Source organism: Pseudomonas sp. N40(2020) (genome assembly GCF_014472415.1).
GTDB lineage: Bacteria > Pseudomonadota > Gammaproteobacteria > Pseudomonadales > Pseudomonadaceae > Aquipseudomonas.
Window position 1 is genome coordinate 53,611 of sequence record NZ_JACSZV010000028.1, and the last position, 17,083, is coordinate 70,693.

The following is a 17,083-nucleotide window of genomic DNA, read 5'->3' on the forward strand; positions in this document are numbered from 1 at the left end:
GAGTAGCGACATGACCCAAGTAAATCTCGGCACCGCCAACGAATTCATCGCCCGTCACATCGGCCCGCGCGCCGGTGACGAGCAAGCCATGCTCAACAGCCTCGGCTTCGACTCACTCGAAGCCCTGAGCGCCAGCGTCATCCCGGAAAGCATCAAGGGCACCAGCGTACTCGGCATGGACGACGGCCTGAGCGAAGCCGATGCACTGGCGATGATCAAATCCATCGCTGGCAAGAACCAACTGTTCAAGACCTACATCGGCCAGGGCTACTACAACTGCCACACGCCGTCGCCGATCCTGCGCAACCTCCTGGAAAACCCGGCCTGGTACACCGCTTACACGCCGTACCAGCCAGAAATCTCCCAGGGCCGTCTCGAAGCGCTGCTGAACTTCCAGACCCTGATCAGCGACCTCACCGGCCTGCCGATCGCCAACGCATCCTTGCTCGACGAAGCCACCGCCGCTGCCGAAGCCATGACCTTCTGCAAACGCCTGAGCAAGAACAAGGGCAGCCACCAGTTCTTCGCCTCGATCCACAGCCACCCGCAAACCCTCGACGTGCTGCGCACCCGTGCCGAGCCGCTGGGCATCGACGTGGTTGTCGGCGATGAGCGTGAACTGACCGACGTCACCCCGTTCTTCGGCGCCCTGCTGCAATACCCGGCGAGCAACGGTGATGTGTTCGACTACCGCGAACTGACCGAACGCTTCCACGCCGCCAACGCTCTGGTGGCCGTGGCTGCCGACCTCCTGGCTCTGACCCTGCTGACCGCTCCGGGCGAGTTCGGCGCGGACGTCGCCATCGGCAGCGCACAACGCTTCGGTGTGCCGCTGGGCTTCGGTGGCCCGCACGCGGCTTACTTCTCGACTAAAGATGCGTTCAAGCGCGACATGCCGGGCCGTCTGGTCGGTGTGTCGGTTGACCGTTTCGGCAAGCCGGCCCTGCGTCTGGCGATGCAGACCCGCGAGCAACACATCCGCCGCGAGAAGGCCACGTCGAACATCTGCACCGCGCAAGTGCTGCTGGCCAACATCGCCAGCATGTACGCCGTCTACCACGGCCCGAAAGGCCTGACCCAGATCGCCAACCGCGTGCATCACCTGACCGCGATTCTGGCCAAGGGCCTGACCGCGCTGGGCTTGAACGTCGAGCAGGAAAGCTTCTTCGACACCCTGACGCTGACCACCGGCGCGCAAACCGCTGCGCTGCACGACAAGGCTCACGCCCAGCAGATCAACCTGCGCGTCGTCGATGCTCAGCGTGTCGGTCTGTCGGTCGACGAAACCACCACGCAGGCTGACATCGAAACTCTGTGGAGCGTGTTTGCCGACGGCAAGACCCTGCCGGACTTCGCCGCCCTCGCCGCTTCGGTGCAGAGCACCATCCCAGCTGCGCTGGTTCGTCAGTCGCCGATCCTCAGCCACCCGGTGTTCAACCGTTATCACTCGGAAACCGAGCTGATGCGCTACCTGCGCAAACTGGCGGACAAAGATCTGGCACTGGATCGCACCATGATCCCGCTGGGTTCGTGCACCATGAAACTCAACGCTGCCAGCGAAATGATCCCGGTGACTTGGGCTGAATTCGGTGCCCTGCACCCGTTCGCCCCGGCCGCACAAAGCGCCGGTTATCAGCAACTGACCGATGAACTGGAAGCGATGCTCTGCGCCGCCACCGGTTACGACTCGATCTCGCTGCAACCGAACGCCGGTTCGCAAGGTGAATACGCTGGCCTGCTGGCCATCCGCGCCTATCACCAGAGCCGTGGCGATGACCGTCGCGACATTTGCCTGATCCCGTCGTCCGCCCACGGCACCAACCCGGCCACCGCCAACATGGCTGGCATGCGTGTGGTCGTGACCGCGTGCGACGCTCGCGGCAACGTCGACATCGAAGACCTGCGCGCCAAAGCCATCGAGCACCGCGAACACCTCGCTGCGCTGATGATCACCTACCCGTCGACTCACGGCGTGTTCGAAGAAGGCATCCGTGAAATCTGCGGGATCATCCATGACAACGGCGGCCAGGTTTACATCGATGGCGCCAACATGAACGCGATGGTCGGTCTCTGCGCCCCGGGCAAGTTCGGTGGCGACGTCTCGCACCTGAACCTGCACAAAACCTTCTGCATCCCCCACGGCGGTGGCGGCCCGGGCGTCGGCCCGATCGGCGTCAAGTCGCACCTGACGCCGTTCCTGCCGGGTCACGGCACCATGGAGCGTAAAGAAGGCGCGGTCTGCGCGGCACCGTTCGGCAGCGCGAGCATTCTGCCAATCACCTGGATGTACATCCGCATGATGGGCGGCGCTGGTCTCAAGCGTGCTTCGCAGTTGGCGATCCTCAATGCCAACTACATTTCCCGTCGCCTCGAAGAGCACTATCCAGTGCTGTACACCGGCAGCAACGGTCTGGTGGCGCACGAGTGCATCCTCGATCTGCGTCCACTGAAAGACAGCAGCGGCATCAGCGTTGATGACGTTGCCAAGCGCCTGATCGACTTTGGCTTCCACGCCCCGACCATGTCGTTCCCGGTCGCCGGCACGCTGATGATCGAGCCGACCGAAAGCGAATCCAAGGAAGAACTGGACCGCTTCTGCGACGCCATGATCCGCATCCGCGAAGAAATCCGCGCAGTGGAAAACGGCACCTTGGACAAGGACGACAACCCGCTGAAAAACGCGCCACACACCGCAGCCGAACTGGTTGGCGAGTGGACTCACCCGTACAGCCGCGAGCAAGCCGTGTACCCGGTGGCCTCGTTGATCGAAGGCAAGTACTGGCCGCCGGTCGGTCGCGTCGACAACGTGTTCGGCGACCGCAATCTGGTCTGCGCCTGCCCGTCGATCGAAAGCTACGCTTAAAACAGTGCGGGATCAGTTTTGCTGATCCCGCACACACCGCAGATCCCCTGTAGGAGTGAGCCTGCTCGCGATAGTGGTGTATTAGTCGACATTACTGTTATCTGACACACCGCTATCGCGAGCAGGCTCACTCCTACAAGGGAATGCGGTCAGCTGCAAAATCCGCCAATTCCTATAAAAAGAAACCGGAGAACCACTCATGTCGTTAAGCGTGTTCGACCTGTTCAAGATTGGCATCGGCCCCTCCAGTTCCCACACCGTCGGCCCGATGCGCGCAGCCGCGCGCTTCGCCGAAGGCTTGCGTCGTGAAAACCTGCTGACCACCACCGCCAGCGTTCGAGTCGAGCTGTACGGCTCGCTCGGGGCCACCGGCAAGGGGCACGGCAGCGACAAAGCCGTGTTGCTCGGCCTTGAAGGCGAACACCCGGACACCGTCGACACCGAAACCGTCGCTGCCCGTCTGCAAGACATTCGCGGCAGCGGCCGCTTGAATCTGCTCGGTGAACACAGCATCGCGTTCAACGAAAAAGAACATCTGGCGATGATCCGCAAGCCGCTGGCCTATCACCCCAACGGCATGATTTTCCGCGCGTTCGACGCGGCGGGCATTCAGATCCGCAGCCGCGAGTACTACTCGGTCGGCGGTGGTTTTGTTGTCGATGAGGACGCGGCCGGTGCCGACCGCATCGTCGAAGACGCCACGCCGCTGACTTTTCCGTTCAAAAGCGCCAAGGACTTGCTCACGCATTGCAGCACTTACGGTCTGTCGATCAGCCAGGTGATGCTGACCAACGAAAGCGCCTGGCGCCCGGAAGCTGAAACCCGTGCCGGTCTGCTGAAGATCTGGCAAGTGATGCAGGACTGCGTGGCTGCTGGTTGTCGTAACGAAGGCATCTTGCCGGGCGGTTTGAAAGTCAAACGTCGCGCGGCAGCGCTGCATCGGCAACTGTGCAAGAACCCGGAGTCGGCGTTGCGTGATCCGCTGTCGGTGCTCGACTGGGTCAATCTCTACGCGCTGGCGGTCAACGAAGAAAACGCCAATGGCGGACGCGTGGTCACCGCGCCAACCAACGGCGCGGCCGGGATCATTCCGGCCGTGCTGCATTACTACATGCGCTTTATCCCCGGTTCCACCGATGACGGTGTCGTGCGATTTCTGCTGACCGCCGCCGCCATAGGCATTCTGTACAAGGAAAACGCTTCGATTTCCGGTGCTGAAGTCGGCTGTCAGGGCGAGGTCGGTGTGGCGTGTTCAATGGCCGCCGGGGCGTTGTGCGAAGTGCTCGGCGGCAGCGTGCAGCAAGTCGAGAACGCGGCGGAAATCGGCATGGAACACAACCTCGGCCTGACCTGCGACCCGATTGGCGGGTTGGTGCAAGTGCCGTGCATCGAGCGCAATGCCATGGGCTCGGTGAAAGCGATAAACGCGGTGCGCATGGCCATGCGTGGCGACGGTCAACATTTCGTCTCCCTCGACAAAGTTATCCGCACCATGCGCCAGACCGGCGCCGACATGAAAAGCAAATACAAAGAGACCGCTCGCGGCGGTCTGGCGGTCAACATTATCGAATGCTAATTAGCCCCTTCTCCCTCCGGGAGAGGGTTGGTGTGAATCAAGGAGTTCCGCATGTCCACCGAACAACTGTCGAAAACCCCGCTGCACGCTCTGCACATCGAACTCGGCGCCCGCATGGTGCCGTTCGCCGGCTACGACATGCCGGTGCAATACCCACTCGGCGTGATGAAGGAGCACCAGCACACCCGTGAGCAAGCCGGGCTGTTTGATGTTTCGCACATGGGCCAGATCCGTCTGACCGGCGCCAACGCCGCCAAAGCCCTGGAAACCCTGGTGCCGGTGGACATCATCGACCTGCCAGTGGGCATGCAGCGTTACGCGATGTTCACCAACGAGAGCGGTGGCATCCTCGATGACCTGATGGTCGCCAACCTCGGTAACGATGAGCTGTTCCTCGTAGTGAACGCTGCGTGCAAGGATCAGGATCTGGCTCACTTGCGAAAACACATCGGCGATCAGTGCACCATTACGGCGCTGTTCGAAGAGCGCGCCCTGCTCGCCCTGCAAGGTCCGGCCGCAGTGACCGTGCTGGCGCGCCTTGCTCCTGACGTGGCGAAGATGACCTTCATGCAGTTCAACCGCGTGAACCTGTTGGGCGTGGACTGCTTTGTCAGCCGTTCTGGCTACACCGGTGAAGACGGTTTCGAAATCTCGGTGCCGGCCGCCGATGCGGAAAAACTCGCTCGCGCCCTGTTGGCCGAACCGGAAGTCCAGGCCATCGGCCTCGGCGCGCGCGACTCGCTGCGTCTGGAAGCCGGCCTGTGCCTCTACGGCCACGACATGAACACCGAGACCACGCCAATCGAAGCCAGCCTGCTGTGGGCGATTTCCAAGCCGCGCCGTGCAGACGGCGCGCGGGCCGGCGGTTTCCCTGGGGCGGAGCAGGTTTTTGCTCAACAACAGAACGGCGTCGCGCGCAAACGTGTCGGCCTGCTGCCGCAGGAACGCACGCCGGTGCGTGAAGGCGCAGAAATCGTCAACGAAGCCGACGAGATCATCGGCAGCGTGTGCAGCGGCGGCTTCGGCCCGACACTGGGCGGCCCATTGGCGATGGGTTACCTCGACAGCGCTTATGTCACTCTCGAAACGCCCGTCTGGGCCATCGTCCGTGGGAAAAAGGTGCAAATGCTTGTAAGCAAAATGCCATTTGTTCCGCAACGCTACTATCGTGGTTGATTGGCTGTTTCTATAAGTAACGCGATTGCGTTATGCGTGCACTAATGTGTAACGCAATCGCCACAAAAAAGTGCATTTTCTAACAACTGATTCGAATATGAACTTTGCTTATAACGTTCGAAAACTTTTGAAAAAGCTAATCGTCTAAGCCGCACTAGTGAACTGACTAACTGCCAGCAAGCGCAACAAAACCGGGGCCCTCACGGGGCTTGTTTTTTCTCACGTAGTTGGCGTAGAGTTTATCCACTGTGTTTGCATGGGTCAGCTTGGAATCGTGACCTGGGCAGTAGCCTACAAGTTAGCTACATCCCGTTCGACGTCTTCTTACTCTCCTGCAACCAGCCCCAGTACTCTTTCATGAGAAAGAGACTGTCATCAATTTATGCGTCAAAGGAAATAAGAAATGTCCACACGTCAGAGCGGTACCGTCAAGTGGTTTAACGACGAGAAAGGTTTTGGTTTTATCACTCCAGAAAGCGGTCCGGATCTGTTCGTGCATTTCCGCGCCATTCAGGGCAACGGCTTCAAAAGCCTGAAAGAAGGCCAGAAAGTGACTTTCGTTGCTGTGCAAGGCCAGAAAGGCATGCAGGCTGACGAAGTACAAGCAGAAGCTTGATCCTTCTGTAACGAAAAAGCCCCTGATATTGATATCAGGGGCTTTTTTGTGCGCGCGAATCCGTAAAATGGCGCTTCATTTCGCGTCCAGAGGCCGCCATGTCGAAACACCTGCTCACGCCCCAAGGCGACTTTCCTCCCGCTGGCCTTGGCCGTCGTCTGGCTGCGATGTTCTATGACTTTCTGTTGTGCACCGCCCTGCTGATCGTGACCGGCTTCATTTACAAGCTCATCCAGGCGGCGATCATCGGCGAAGAACGTCTGCGCGCGATGACCGATGCCGGGCAACTGGACGGCGATCCGCTGTATTCCACCGTATTGCTCTTGGTGCTGTTTGCCTTCTTCGCCAAATTCTGGACCCATGGCGGTCAGACGCTGGGCATGCAGGTGTGGGGCATTCGTGTGCAGAACGCCAACGGCACGGCGATCAGCCTGTGGCAGGCGCTGTTGCGGTTTATGGTATCGATTGCTTCATGGCTGTGCGTCGGCCTGGGATTCTTCTGGTCGCTCTATGACAAGCAGAAGCGCACGTGGCAAGACATCTATTCCGATACTCGCGTGGTGAGGATTCCGAAGAAACAAAAGTAGCGCCCATAAAAAAGATCGCAGCCTGCGGCAGCGCCTACAACGATTTCTGTAGGACCTGCCGCAGGCTGCGATCTTTTGCTTTTGCGCTTAAGCGTTACCGGCCAGCTTCATCCGCGCAGCCTGGGTGAAATCCAGCATGCGCTTCAACGGCCGAATCGCCTGCGGAATCAACGCCGGATCAACAAAGATCTCGTTCGTCCCTTCCTTCAAGCTCTTGAGCGTGCGCTCAAGGGTGTTCATGGCCATCCACGGGCAATGTGCGCAACTGCGGCACGCAGCGCCGTTACCGGCGGTTGGCGCCTCGATGAAGACCTTGTCCGGGCACAGCTGCTGCATCTTGTAGAAGATGCCACGGTCGGTGGCGACGATCAGGGTCTTGTTCGGCAGACTCTGGGCAGCAGCGATCAATTGACTGGTGGAACCGACGGCATCCGCCAGTTCGATCACCGCCGTCGGCGACTCTGGGTGCACCAGAATCGCTGCATCCGGGTACAACGCCTTCATGTCTTCGAGCTGTTTGGATTTGAACTCTTCGTGGACGATGCAGGCACCGTCCCAGAGCAGCATGTCGGCGCCGGTCTTGCGCTGAATGTAGGTGCCCAGGTGTTTGTCCGGCCCCCAGATGATGGTTTCGCCGTTGTCCATCAGGCTTTCGACAATCTCCAGTGCGCAACTCGACGTCACCACCCAGTCGGCCCGGGCTTTCACGGCGGCAGAGGTGTTGGCGTAAACCACCACCGTGCGTTCCGGATGCTGATCGCAGAACGCCGAGAACTCGTCTACCGGACAACCCAGATCCAGAGAGCACGTCGCTTCCAGGGTCGGCATCAGCACACGTTTTTCCGGATTGAGAATCTTCGCGGTCTCACCCATGAACTTCACGCCGGCGACCACCACGGTCTTGGCCGGATGAGCGTTGCCAAAGCGGGCCATTTCCAGGGAGTCGGAGACACAGCCGCCGGTTTCTTCGGCCAAAGCCTGAATCACCGGATCGCAATAAAAGTGGGCCACCAGCACCGCGTCCTGAGCCTTGAGCTCGGCGGCGATGGCAGAACGGTAATAAGCCTCTTCCTCGGCGGTCAGCGGTTTGGGCTGTTTCGCGTCGAGGTGAGCTTGAACCAGAAGGCGTTCGGAAATCTGCGTCATGTTCGCAAGACCTGCAGGCGCTTTCGCGCGAAAGTCGAGTATACACCCGGCTCCGGACCCCTTGTGGGTACCGCCGGGAGAGTGAGTTTTATCAGGCACGGACAGCGTTGAAGCTGCGCAAGGCTACAGAATATCCGGTTGATACAAAAGATGATTCTGACCTGTGTCAGCGCCGGCAGCACCGATAGAACGCGCACCCGAATCGCAGGCAAAAAAAAACCCGGAAATCCTCACTTTCGTGGGCCTTCCGGATTTTCTAAACCGCCAAATATGGTGGGTCGTGTGGGATTCGAACCTACGACCAATTGGTTAAAAGCCAACTGCTCTACCAACTGAGCTAACGACCCGCTGTGTGGTGGCGCGTATAATACTGATTTTTAAGGACTATTCAACACCTTTTTGAAAATAATCAAAAATAAGGTGTTGGATCGCTCACGCCGGCCGCCGCAAAGCCTTCCGCACGCAGGCGGCAGCTGTCGCATTTACCGCAAGCACGGCCATTATCATCGGCCTGATAGCAGGAAACGGTGAGGCCATAATCGACGCCGAGCTTCACGCCCGCCTGGACGATCTGCGCCTTGCTCAGGCTCTGCAATGGCGCCTGAATGCGAAAGCCATTGCCTTCAACCCCCGCCTTGGTCGCCAGATTGGCCATGCGCTCGAAGGATTCGATAAACTCGGGACGGCAATCCGGATAACCGGAATAATCCACCGCATTCACACCAATAAAGATGTCACGGGCGCCAAGCACTTCAGCCCAACCCAGTGCCAGCGACAGGAAAACGGTATTGCGCGCCGGCACGTAAGTCACCGGGATGCCCTCGCCCAGCTCTTCAGGAATCTCGATGCTGGTGTCCGTCAGGGCCGAACCGCCCATGCCGTTCAGATTCAGACCGATCACCTTGTGCTCGATCACACCTAGGTCGCGGGCAACACGTGCAGCAGCGTGCAATTCGGCGTGCGAACGCTGACCGTAATCGAAGCTCATCGTGTAGCAGCTATAGCCCTCGGCGCGAGCCATGGCTACGACAGTCGCAGAGTCGAGGCCGCCAGACAGCAAAATGACTGCGCGTTTTTCGGTGGTGTTAAGTTGCTCAGTCATATCAGCGCCCCGGCTCGTCATTCCAAAGATATTTATGCAGCTGCAATTGCAGGCGTACCGGCAGGTTATCCGCTACGACCCAATCTGCCAGATCCCGCGCATTCAAGTCGTGGTGACTTGGCGAGAACAGGACTTCACCGGCACGTCGGTCGAGTCCGTACTGGATCAACTTGGAAACGGCCCAGTCGTAGTCTTCCCGCGAGCAGATGACAAACTTCACCTGATCGTTGGGAGTCAGCAGTTCGATATTCTCGTAACGGTTGCGATGCGCTTCTTTCGAGCCCGGTGTTTTCAGGTCGACTACGCGACTGACGCGCGGATCGACAGCGGAAACGTCAAGAGCACCGCTGGTTTCCAGCGACACCTCGTAACCGGCATCACACAACTGCTTGAGTAAAGGAATGGCATTAGGCTGTGCCAGCGGCTCACCGCCGGTGACGCATACATAGCGCGGACGGAATCCGGCTACTTGCTCGAGGATATCGTCGAGGGTGCGGACGGTGCCGCCACTGAACGCATAGGCACTGTCGCAGTATTGGCAACGCAAAGGGCAACCGGTCAGACGCACAAAAACAGTGGGCAGCCCGGCAGTCCGCGTTTCCCCCTGCAAAGAGTAGAAAACTTCGGTGATTCTCAATGTGTCTTGCATAGTCGCCACGGGCGTAACAGCTAAACAGGCTGTCCGCCTCCGTCAGGCACTTCAGGCAATCCCGCCAACGCGCAGACCACAAGAAGCGTGTTTCAGAAAAAGGGCGTGAATTCTAACGAAGAAACCCGCGACAGGCGCGGGTTTCTTCCAAAGGGTCAAGCAACTTACATGCGTTGCAGATCGCGTTGGGCCAACTGAGCGGCAGAAGTGCCCGGATATTGGGCAACAACCTGCTGCAGAATGCCTTTTACCTTGTCGTTATGACCGAGGCGGCGCTCTACATCAGCCAGCTTGTACAGCGAGTCCGGCACTTTGGCGTGCTTGGGATACAGCTGCGAAACCTTGGCAAATGCTTGACCTGCACCTTGCAGATCGCCTTTGGCCAGGTTCACTTCACCCAACCAATACTGGGCGTTGCCCGCATATTGGCTGTTCGGGTATTTGCGCAGGAAAGCGGCGAAAGCCTGGCTGGCCTTGTCGAAATCCTTGGCTTTGATCAGGTCGAAAGCGGCATCGTAATACAGCTTTTCCTTGGCCGGATCACCCGGTTCGCTACTCGCAGCAGGTGCCTGGGCAGCAGCCCCGGCGCCAGCGGCAGCACCGGCAGCAGCACTTGCATCGCCACCGGTAGAAGAATTCTCAGGAGTCGCGGCAGGTGCAACACCGGATCCTATGCGCCGATCAAGATCCTGGTATCGCTCCAGGGATTCTTGCTTCATGCGCGCAACCTGATTCTGCAGTTCTTCAATCACACCTTGCTGGCGCGAAATCTGATCCTGCATTTGTTGCAGTTGGTTGAACAGCATGCCTTGTGCCGAGGCAGGGGCCGAAGCCGCTCCCCCGGCATAGGCGCCGTTCGTACCGTAACCCGCAGGCGGATAACTACTCCCGCTATTGTTATAACCGGAGTTGTCATCGACCACAGGAACCGCAGCCCACGCCGCAAGCGGCGCGAGGCTGAGAGCCAGAACAGTTACAGCACGACGGCACGTTCGCATATCGAATTACTTACGCAGTTCGACGCGACGGTTTTGAGCCCAGGACTGCTCGTCGTTGCCGGTAGCAACTGGACGCTCTTCGCCGTAGGAAACCAGTTCCAGCTGAGCTGGGGAAACACCTTGCAGTACCAGGTAGCGTTGAACGGCTTTCGCACGACGCTCGCCCAGTGCCATGTTGTACTCACGAGTACCACGTTCGTCGGTGTTGCCTTCCAGAACAACGCGAGCGCCGTTTGCTTTCAGGTCTTTGGCGTGAACGTCCAGAGCGCGCATGGCTTCTGGCTTCAGGTCCGAGCTGTCGTATTCGAAGTAGAAGGTGGTGATTGCGCGCAGAGCAGCTTCTTCGCTCAGGGAACCGTCAACGGCACCAGTGTTTGCGCCGTAACCAGCGTTTGGATCAACAGCGCCTTCACCGGCGTTGTCGCCGCCTTTGGACGAGCAACCTACAGCTACAGCCATGGCCAGAGCCAGCGCAGCAAATTTACCAAACTTCAGCATTTCCATCGTGAAACTCCTAATGAACCCCAGTGTGTTAAGTAAAACGTGTAGCGCCCGCTCACTTCAGGTAAGGGGACCAGGACGGTTCTCTGACTTCGCCTTGAGCGGTAGGAAGCGGGAGCCTAACGCGTCCATTAATGGACACGAGCATCAAGACTCCCCGGCCCTGTTGGCGGGTGGCGTAGATTACCATGGTGCCGTTGGGCGCAACAGTGGGTGACTCGTCCAGAGTGCTATCAGTGAGGATCTTTACACTACCTCGCTGCAAATCCTGGGCCGCCACCTTGAAATTGGTGAAACCATCCTGACGATGGATCATCACCAAAGTCTTTTCATCAGCCGACAGTTTCGGGTTGGCGTTGTAGTTACCGATGAAGGTCACTCGCTCCGCACCGCCGCCACTGGCGCTGGTTTTGTAGATCTGTGGTTTGCCGCCACGGTCCGAGGTGAAGTAGATGGTCGAACCATCCTTGCCCCAGTACGGTTCGGTGTTGATGCCCGGGCCCGCAGTGACACGATTGATCTGACGCGAAGCCAGGTTCATCACGTAGATGTCCGGGTTACCGTCTTTCGACAGCACGAACGCCAGACGATCGCCATTCGGGGACCAGGCGGGTGCGCCATTCAGGCCTTCGAAGTTGGTGATTTGCTCACGGCGACCGGTGTCGATGTTCTGCATGAAGATCCGCGGACGCTTCTGTTCAAACGACACGTAGGCGATGCGCTTGCCATCCGGCGCGAAACGCGGCGACAGGATCGGCTCACGCGATTGCAACAGAGTCACGGCGCGCGCACCGTCATAGTCCGAACGCTGCAGGGTGTAACGGGTGTTCTTCTCGGAGAAGCGTTCAGCCGTTACGTACAACAGACGAGTCGAAAACGCACCTTGAATACCGGTGAGTTTTTCGAACGACTGGTCCGAGATGAAGTGCGCCATATCGCGCAATTGCTCGGTAGTGCCGGAAACACTGCCGTCAGCCACTTTCTGTTCGGTGGCAACGTTGAACAGCGCCCACTGCACCTGCAGGCGACCGCCCGCTGGAACGATGCTGCCGACCATCATGTATTGAGCACCCACCGCCTTCCAGTCACGGAAGATGATTTCGCTCGGCTGGCTTGGCTGGCTGATCATGTTTTGCTTTGGAATCGGCGAGTAATAGCCCGAGTTGCGCAAATCGTTACCAATGATTTCAGCCATGTCGTCCGGCAGCACGGCACCGCCCTGCATGCCGAACGGTACAACGGCGATCGGAGTAGCCCGATCGCTGCCGCTGGTGACCAGAATGTTCTTTTCATCAGCCATCGCGATCCCTGCCATGCAGCAGATCACGACCAGCATTCCTCGAAGAAGGTTTCTCACAAGGCTAGATCCTCAGGTGTGAATGTCATCTTGAATGAACGATACGGAGCGAAATCGCTCGGCTTCATTCCCTGCATTTCTGTCAAACGTCCAATATTCTTGACCGCTGCGACTGCCGAAGCATCGAACGGACCGTCGCCACTGGATTTGGCCACGCTGACCGAAGTCACCGTACCGTCCGGCAACATGCCGATTTGCAGCACCACCGTCATGCCTTTGCGTGCTGAAGGTGGGCGAGCCCAGCCTTCTGCTGCTCGCGCACGAATCAGGTCATCGAAACTGCCCGCGACTTCGTCACCCTGCTCATCGGCCAAGGCCTGCTGACGCTGTGGCGTGTCGGAAAGCAAATCTGCCAGGGCCTGGGCCTTTTTGTCTTCGGTAGATTTACGTGCCGCATCCTGCGCTTTCTTCTTCGCAGCATCGGCAGCAGCTTTCTTCTTCGCTTCGTCGGCGATTTTCTTCTTCGCCTCTTCAGCTTCAGCTTTCTTCTTGGCGTCTTCGGCGGCTTTCTTCTTCGCGTCTTCGACAATCTTCTTCTTGGCTTCTTCAGCGGCCGCTTTCTTGGCCTCTTCTTCAGCAGCCTTTTTGGCTTCTTCTTCAGATTTCTTCTTGGCTATATCAGCCAATTGTTTCTCTTCTGCCTTCTTGGCTTCGGCGGTCTTCTTCGCTTCATCGGCTTTTTTGGCTTCATCAGCCTTTTTCGCCTCGTCCGCTTTTTTAGACTCGTCGGCCTTCTTGGCTTCCTCGGCTTTTTGAGCCGCTTCTTCTTTCTTTTGTTCCGCAGCGGCCTTGATCTCTTCCTGCTCGACCTTTTTCTGTTCCATCTGCTCGACTTCGGTCTGACGCGCGGCGGATTTCTTCGCCTCACCCGCAATCTTCTGATTGGTCTGGGTGGTCGCCTGACTTTTCGATTTCAGTTGATACAAGGTCGCCTGGACAATCGGCTTGGCCGGCGGCAGCTCAGGTGTAAAAGCGAAACTGACGAACAGCATGCCGAACACCAGCACGTGCAAGACAATCGCCCAGACACTAGGCCAGAAGAAGCTTTCCGAGGCAGACGGCTCTCGCAGTGGCTGCATCAGGGGGCCTCGGTAATCAAGCCAACATTCCCGACCCCGGCTTTCTGCAACCCGCCCATGGCGCCCATGACGGAACCGTAATCGACAGTCTTGTCGCCACGAATGAAGACCTGGGTACGCTTGCCGTTACCGTTGCCGGCCGCGATGATTTTGGTCACCGCATCGGTCATCTGCGGAAGGGTCATGGCCCTGTCCTGTTGCTTTTCGGTGTCGACTTCGCTGCCAAGGTTCCAGTAATAGGTCTTGTCAGCCTTGATCGAAATGGTCAGGACCTGGGTGTTGTTGTCCTGCGGCAAGGCTTCGCTGGAAACCTTGGGCAGATCAACTTTCACGCCCTGATTGAGCATCGGCGCGGTTACCATGAAGATGACCAGCAGCACCAACATCACGTCGATGTAAGGCACCACGTTCATCTCGGCGACCGGCTTGCGCTTTTTGCGAGCTCGAGCGATTAAAGCCATTGGAAATTACCTGCTTATTCTTCGCTGGTGTGCACTTTGCGGTGCAGGATCGCCTGGAATTCATCGGCGAAGGTGTAGTAACGGCCCAGCAGGGTTTCGCTGCGGGCTGCAAAACGGTTGTAAGCGATTACTGCAGGAATTGCCGCGAACAGGCCGATCGCCGTGGCGATAAGTGCTTCGGCAATACCCGGGGCCACGGTGGCCAGGGTGGCTTGCTGGGCGCTGGCCAGACCGCGGAAGGAGTTCATGATGCCCCACACGGTACCGAACAGGCCGATGTACGGGCTGACCGAACCAACGGTGGCGAGGAACGGCAGGCTCTGCTCCAGCTTCTCTTCTTCGCGGGAGATGGCCACACGCATGGCACGGGCCACGCCTTCCATCACCGCCTCAGGATCGACGCCTGGCTGCTGACGCAGACGGGAGAACTCTTTGAAACCGGCGCGGAAGATTTGCTCGACGCCCGAATCCGGATCCGGGTTGCTACCCGCCTGACGGTACAGCTTGGACAGATCGATACCCGACCAGAAGCGCTCCTCGAAGCTCTCCAGGGCGCGTCGACCGGCACGCAGCAGGTTGCTGCGCTGAAAGATCATGATCCATGAGGTCACCGATGCGGCCACCAGAGTCAACATTACCAACTGCACCACGATGCTGGCATTGCTGACCAGGCTCCACATGGAGGAATGGTCGACGACGTTAGCTTCCACGCTTTATCTCCTGCTTTGAGTGTGTACCCGGGCCGCCCGCGTCGGCGAAGGCCGCACGCAGGTCTTCGGGAAGGGCCCGGGGTTTCAAACTGTTAGTGCGCACACAGGCCACCAAAAACTGCCCTTCGCAGAGCAGCACATTATCCGTAGCCCGCCTGACCTGCTGTTTAAAGCGCAGGCTGGCACGGTTCAATTCGATTACTTCAGCGCTTACCAGCAGCTCGTCGTCCAGTCGCGCCGGCGCGTGATAGCGCGCTTCGCTGGAATGCACGACAAACAACAGATCCTCCCCTGCCAGCTGCGATTGGGCAAAGCCCAGCTCGCGGAGCCGCTCGGTTCGAGCCCGTTCCATAAACTTGAGGTAATTAACGTAATACACGATGCCGCCCGCATCGGTGTCCTCGTAATAAACGCGACAACGATGTGCGAACGGCTCAAGCCCGTTTTGCGCGCGCATACTCTAGTGCTTACTCCTCAGGTTGCCAATCCGGCCAGGCAACTGTTTTTCATTGTTCAAAGGCTTTACCGCAAAAGTACCGTCCTCAGACAGTACAAACCCTGAATAAATCGACAACAAATGTGTATTAATCGTCCACAGCATCGAGAAACTCGTCTGCCACGGGCATTTCACCCATTCGTGACGGAATGTTTAAACCGAAATGCAGATACGCATGCCGCGTCACCACCCTGCCCCGTGGTGTGCGCATGATGTAGCCCTGTTGAATCAGGTATGGCTCAAGCACATCTTCAATGGTGTGACGCTCTTCGCTGATCGCAGCGGCGAGGCTGTCGATCCCCACCGGGCCGCCATCGAACTTCTCGATCATGGTCAGCAGCAAACGCCGATCTTGATGATCGAAGCCGTGTTCGTCGACGTCCAGCAGGTTCAACGCCAGATCGGCAACCGACTTGGTGATGTGCCCCTTGGCGCGAACTTCGGCGAAATCGCGCACCCGGCGCAGCAGACGGTTGGCGATCCGCGGCGTACCACGGGCGCGGCGAGCGATTTCGAAGGCGCCTTCCGGATCCAGCGGCAGACCGAGGATATTCGCCGAACGACTGACAATCGTCGACAGGTCAGCGGTGCTGTAGAACTCAAGACGCTGGACGATACCGAAGCGGTCACGCAACGGATTGGTCAGCATGCCGGCGCGAGTGGTCGCGCCGACCAGCGTGAACGGCGGCAGATCGAGCTTGATCGAACGCGCTGCCGGCCCTTCGCCGATCATGATGTCGAGTTGGAAATCTTCCATCGCCGGGTACAGCACTTCTTCAACGATCGGCGACAGACGATGGATTTCGTCGATGAACAACACATCGTGCGGCTCAAGATTGGTCAGCAACGCCGCCAGATCACCCGGACGTTCGAGGACCGGCCCCGAGGTGCTCTTGATCGATACACCCATTTCCTGAGCGATGATGTTGGCCAACGTGGTTTTACCCAGCCCGGGCGGGCCGAAGATCAGCGTGTGGTCGAGGGATTCACTACGGCCACGAGCGGCCTGGATGAACAGTTCCATCTGCTCGCGCACGGTCGGCTGGCCGATATAGTCGGCCAGACTGACCGGGCGAATGGCCCGGTCCTGGACTTCTTCGCGCTCGCGCGGGCTGTGCGCAGCGGCGATCAGACGATCAGCTTCAATCACTTAAATCATTCCCTTCAGGGCGCGGCGGATCATGTCTTCACTGCTCAAATTCTTGTCCTTGATCGCGGAAATCGCCTTGCTCGCTTCCTGCGGCTTGTAACCCAGGGAAATCAGCGCGCTGACCGCATCGTTCTCGGCGGTGTTGACCGGCGCCGGACCGTCCGGCTGGTTCGGCACCAGGGCAAACATGGCCGGCGAGGTTTCCCAGGCCTTGAAGCGATCTTTCAGTTCGACCAGTAAACGCTCGGCAGTTTTCTTGCCAACGCCCGGCACCTTGGTCAGGGCCGAGGTGTCCTGGGATTGCACGCAGCGGATCAACTCGTCGACTTCCAGACTCGACATCAATGCCAGAGCCAGTTTCGGCCCCACACCATTGAGACGGATCAACTCGCGAAAAAAGTCTCGCTCACGCTTGCCGGCAAAACCATAGAGCAATTGCGCGTCTTCGCGTACGACCAAATGGGTGTGCAGGGTCAGCGGCTCACCGACCGACGGCAACCGATAGAGAGTGGTCATGGGCACTTCCAGCTCATATCCGAGGCCGTTTACATCCAGAATCAGGTGCGGCGGCTGTTTCTCAGCCAGGGTGCCGCGCAAGCGTCCAATCACGTTTCAG

Annotated in this window: 17 protein-coding genes and 1 tRNA gene; 5 read left to right on the forward strand and 13 right to left on the reverse strand. The window is 58.6% G+C overall.

Going from position 1 to position 17,083, the window contains the following annotated elements; all coding sequences use genetic code 11:
• Positions 1–10: 10 nt before the first annotated feature.
• The 5 genes from gcvP to IAI51_RS18310 all read left to right on the forward strand — a co-directional run bounded on the left by gcvP (position 11) and on the right by IAI51_RS18310 (position 6,818).
• On the forward strand, positions 11–2,863 hold the full coding sequence (gcvP, locus tag IAI51_RS18290; RefSeq protein WP_187679760.1) for an aminomethyl-transferring glycine dehydrogenase: 2,853 nt from the start codon (positions 11–13) through the stop codon (positions 2,861–2,863).
• Positions 2,864–3,062: 199 nt separating this feature from the next.
• Positions 3,063–4,439, forward strand: coding sequence for an L-serine ammonia-lyase (locus IAI51_RS18295; RefSeq protein WP_187679761.1), 1,377 nt, complete (start codon positions 3,063–3,065; stop codon positions 4,437–4,439).
• 51 nt (positions 4,440–4,490) lie between these two features.
• Entirely contained in the window at positions 4,491–5,615 is a 1,125-nt protein-coding gene (gene gcvT, locus IAI51_RS18300; protein WP_187679762.1) for a glycine cleavage system aminomethyltransferase GcvT, read from the forward strand.
• A 403-nt stretch (positions 5,616–6,018) separates the two neighbouring features.
• Complete coding sequence (locus tag IAI51_RS18305) at positions 6,019–6,231, forward strand: cold-shock protein (protein ID WP_003227496.1); 213 nt, start codon at positions 6,019–6,021, stop codon at positions 6,229–6,231.
• Between the two features lie 98 nt (positions 6,232–6,329).
• Positions 6,330–6,818: an RDD family protein gene (locus IAI51_RS18310; protein ID WP_187679763.1), complete on the forward strand. Its 489-nt coding sequence runs from the start codon at positions 6,330–6,332 to the stop codon at positions 6,816–6,818.
• Positions 6,819–6,905: 87 nt separating this feature from the next.
• Here the strand turns inward: IAI51_RS18310 and nadA are convergent, their stop codons facing one another.
• From nadA to ruvA, 13 genes are all read right to left on the reverse strand, one after another.
• Complete coding sequence (gene nadA, locus IAI51_RS18315; RefSeq protein ID WP_042560632.1) at positions 6,906–7,964, reverse strand: quinolinate synthase NadA; 1,059 nt, start codon at positions 7,962–7,964, stop codon at positions 6,906–6,908.
• A gap of 271 nt (positions 7,965–8,235) precedes the next feature.
• Positions 8,236–8,311: transfer RNA gene (locus IAI51_RS18320), tRNA-Lys, on the reverse strand.
• A gap of 62 nt (positions 8,312–8,373) precedes the next feature.
• On the reverse strand, positions 8,374–9,066 hold the full coding sequence (gene queC / locus IAI51_RS18325) for a 7-cyano-7-deazaguanine synthase QueC (protein ID WP_187679764.1): 693 nt from the start codon (positions 9,064–9,066) through the stop codon (positions 8,374–8,376).
• A gap of 1 nt (position 9,067) precedes the next feature.
• Entirely contained in the window at positions 9,068–9,715 is a 648-nt protein-coding gene (gene queE / locus IAI51_RS18330; protein ID WP_008080230.1) for a 7-carboxy-7-deazaguanine synthase QueE, read from the reverse strand.
• A gap of 164 nt (positions 9,716–9,879) precedes the next feature.
• On the reverse strand, positions 9,880–10,713 hold the full coding sequence (ybgF, locus tag IAI51_RS18335; RefSeq protein WP_187679765.1) for a tol-pal system protein YbgF: 834 nt from the start codon (positions 10,711–10,713) through the stop codon (positions 9,880–9,882).
• 6 nt (positions 10,714–10,719) lie between these two features.
• Entirely contained in the window at positions 10,720–11,217 is a 498-nt protein-coding gene (gene pal, locus IAI51_RS18340) for a peptidoglycan-associated lipoprotein Pal (RefSeq protein ID WP_003178634.1), read from the reverse strand.
• A 52-nt stretch (positions 11,218–11,269) separates the two neighbouring features.
• Positions 11,270–12,550 carry a Tol-Pal system beta propeller repeat protein TolB gene (gene tolB, locus IAI51_RS18345; protein WP_187679778.1) on the reverse strand — a complete coding sequence of 427 codons (1,281 nt, stop codon included), beginning with the start codon at positions 12,548–12,550 and terminating at the stop codon, positions 11,270–11,272.
• A gap of 17 nt (positions 12,551–12,567) precedes the next feature.
• A complete protein-coding gene (gene tolA, locus IAI51_RS18350; RefSeq protein WP_187679766.1) occupies positions 12,568–13,650 on the reverse strand; it encodes a cell envelope integrity protein TolA in 1,083 nt (360 codons plus the stop codon).
• Complete coding sequence (gene tolR, locus IAI51_RS18355; protein ID WP_187679779.1) at positions 13,650–14,102, reverse strand: protein TolR; 453 nt, start codon at positions 14,100–14,102, stop codon at positions 13,650–13,652. The genes tolA and tolR overlap by 1 nt, the downstream gene beginning before the upstream one ends.
• Before the next feature lie 23 nt (positions 14,103–14,125).
• Positions 14,126–14,821 carry a protein TolQ gene (gene tolQ, locus IAI51_RS18360; RefSeq protein ID WP_008080223.1) on the reverse strand — a complete coding sequence of 232 codons (696 nt, stop codon included), beginning with the start codon at positions 14,819–14,821 and terminating at the stop codon, positions 14,126–14,128.
• Positions 14,811–15,278: a tol-pal system-associated acyl-CoA thioesterase gene (ybgC, locus tag IAI51_RS18365; RefSeq protein ID WP_123530109.1), complete on the reverse strand. Its 468-nt coding sequence runs from the start codon at positions 15,276–15,278 to the stop codon at positions 14,811–14,813. Before ybgC ends, tolQ begins: the two co-directional genes overlap by 11 nt.
• Positions 15,279–15,405: 127 nt before the next feature.
• A complete protein-coding gene (ruvB, locus tag IAI51_RS18370; RefSeq protein WP_187679767.1) occupies positions 15,406–16,467 on the reverse strand; it encodes a Holliday junction branch migration DNA helicase RuvB in 1,062 nt (353 codons plus the stop codon).
• Positions 16,468–17,076: a Holliday junction branch migration protein RuvA gene (ruvA, locus tag IAI51_RS18375; RefSeq protein WP_123467207.1), complete on the reverse strand. Its 609-nt coding sequence runs from the start codon at positions 17,074–17,076 to the stop codon at positions 16,468–16,470.
• Positions 17,077–17,083 lie beyond the last annotated feature (7 nt).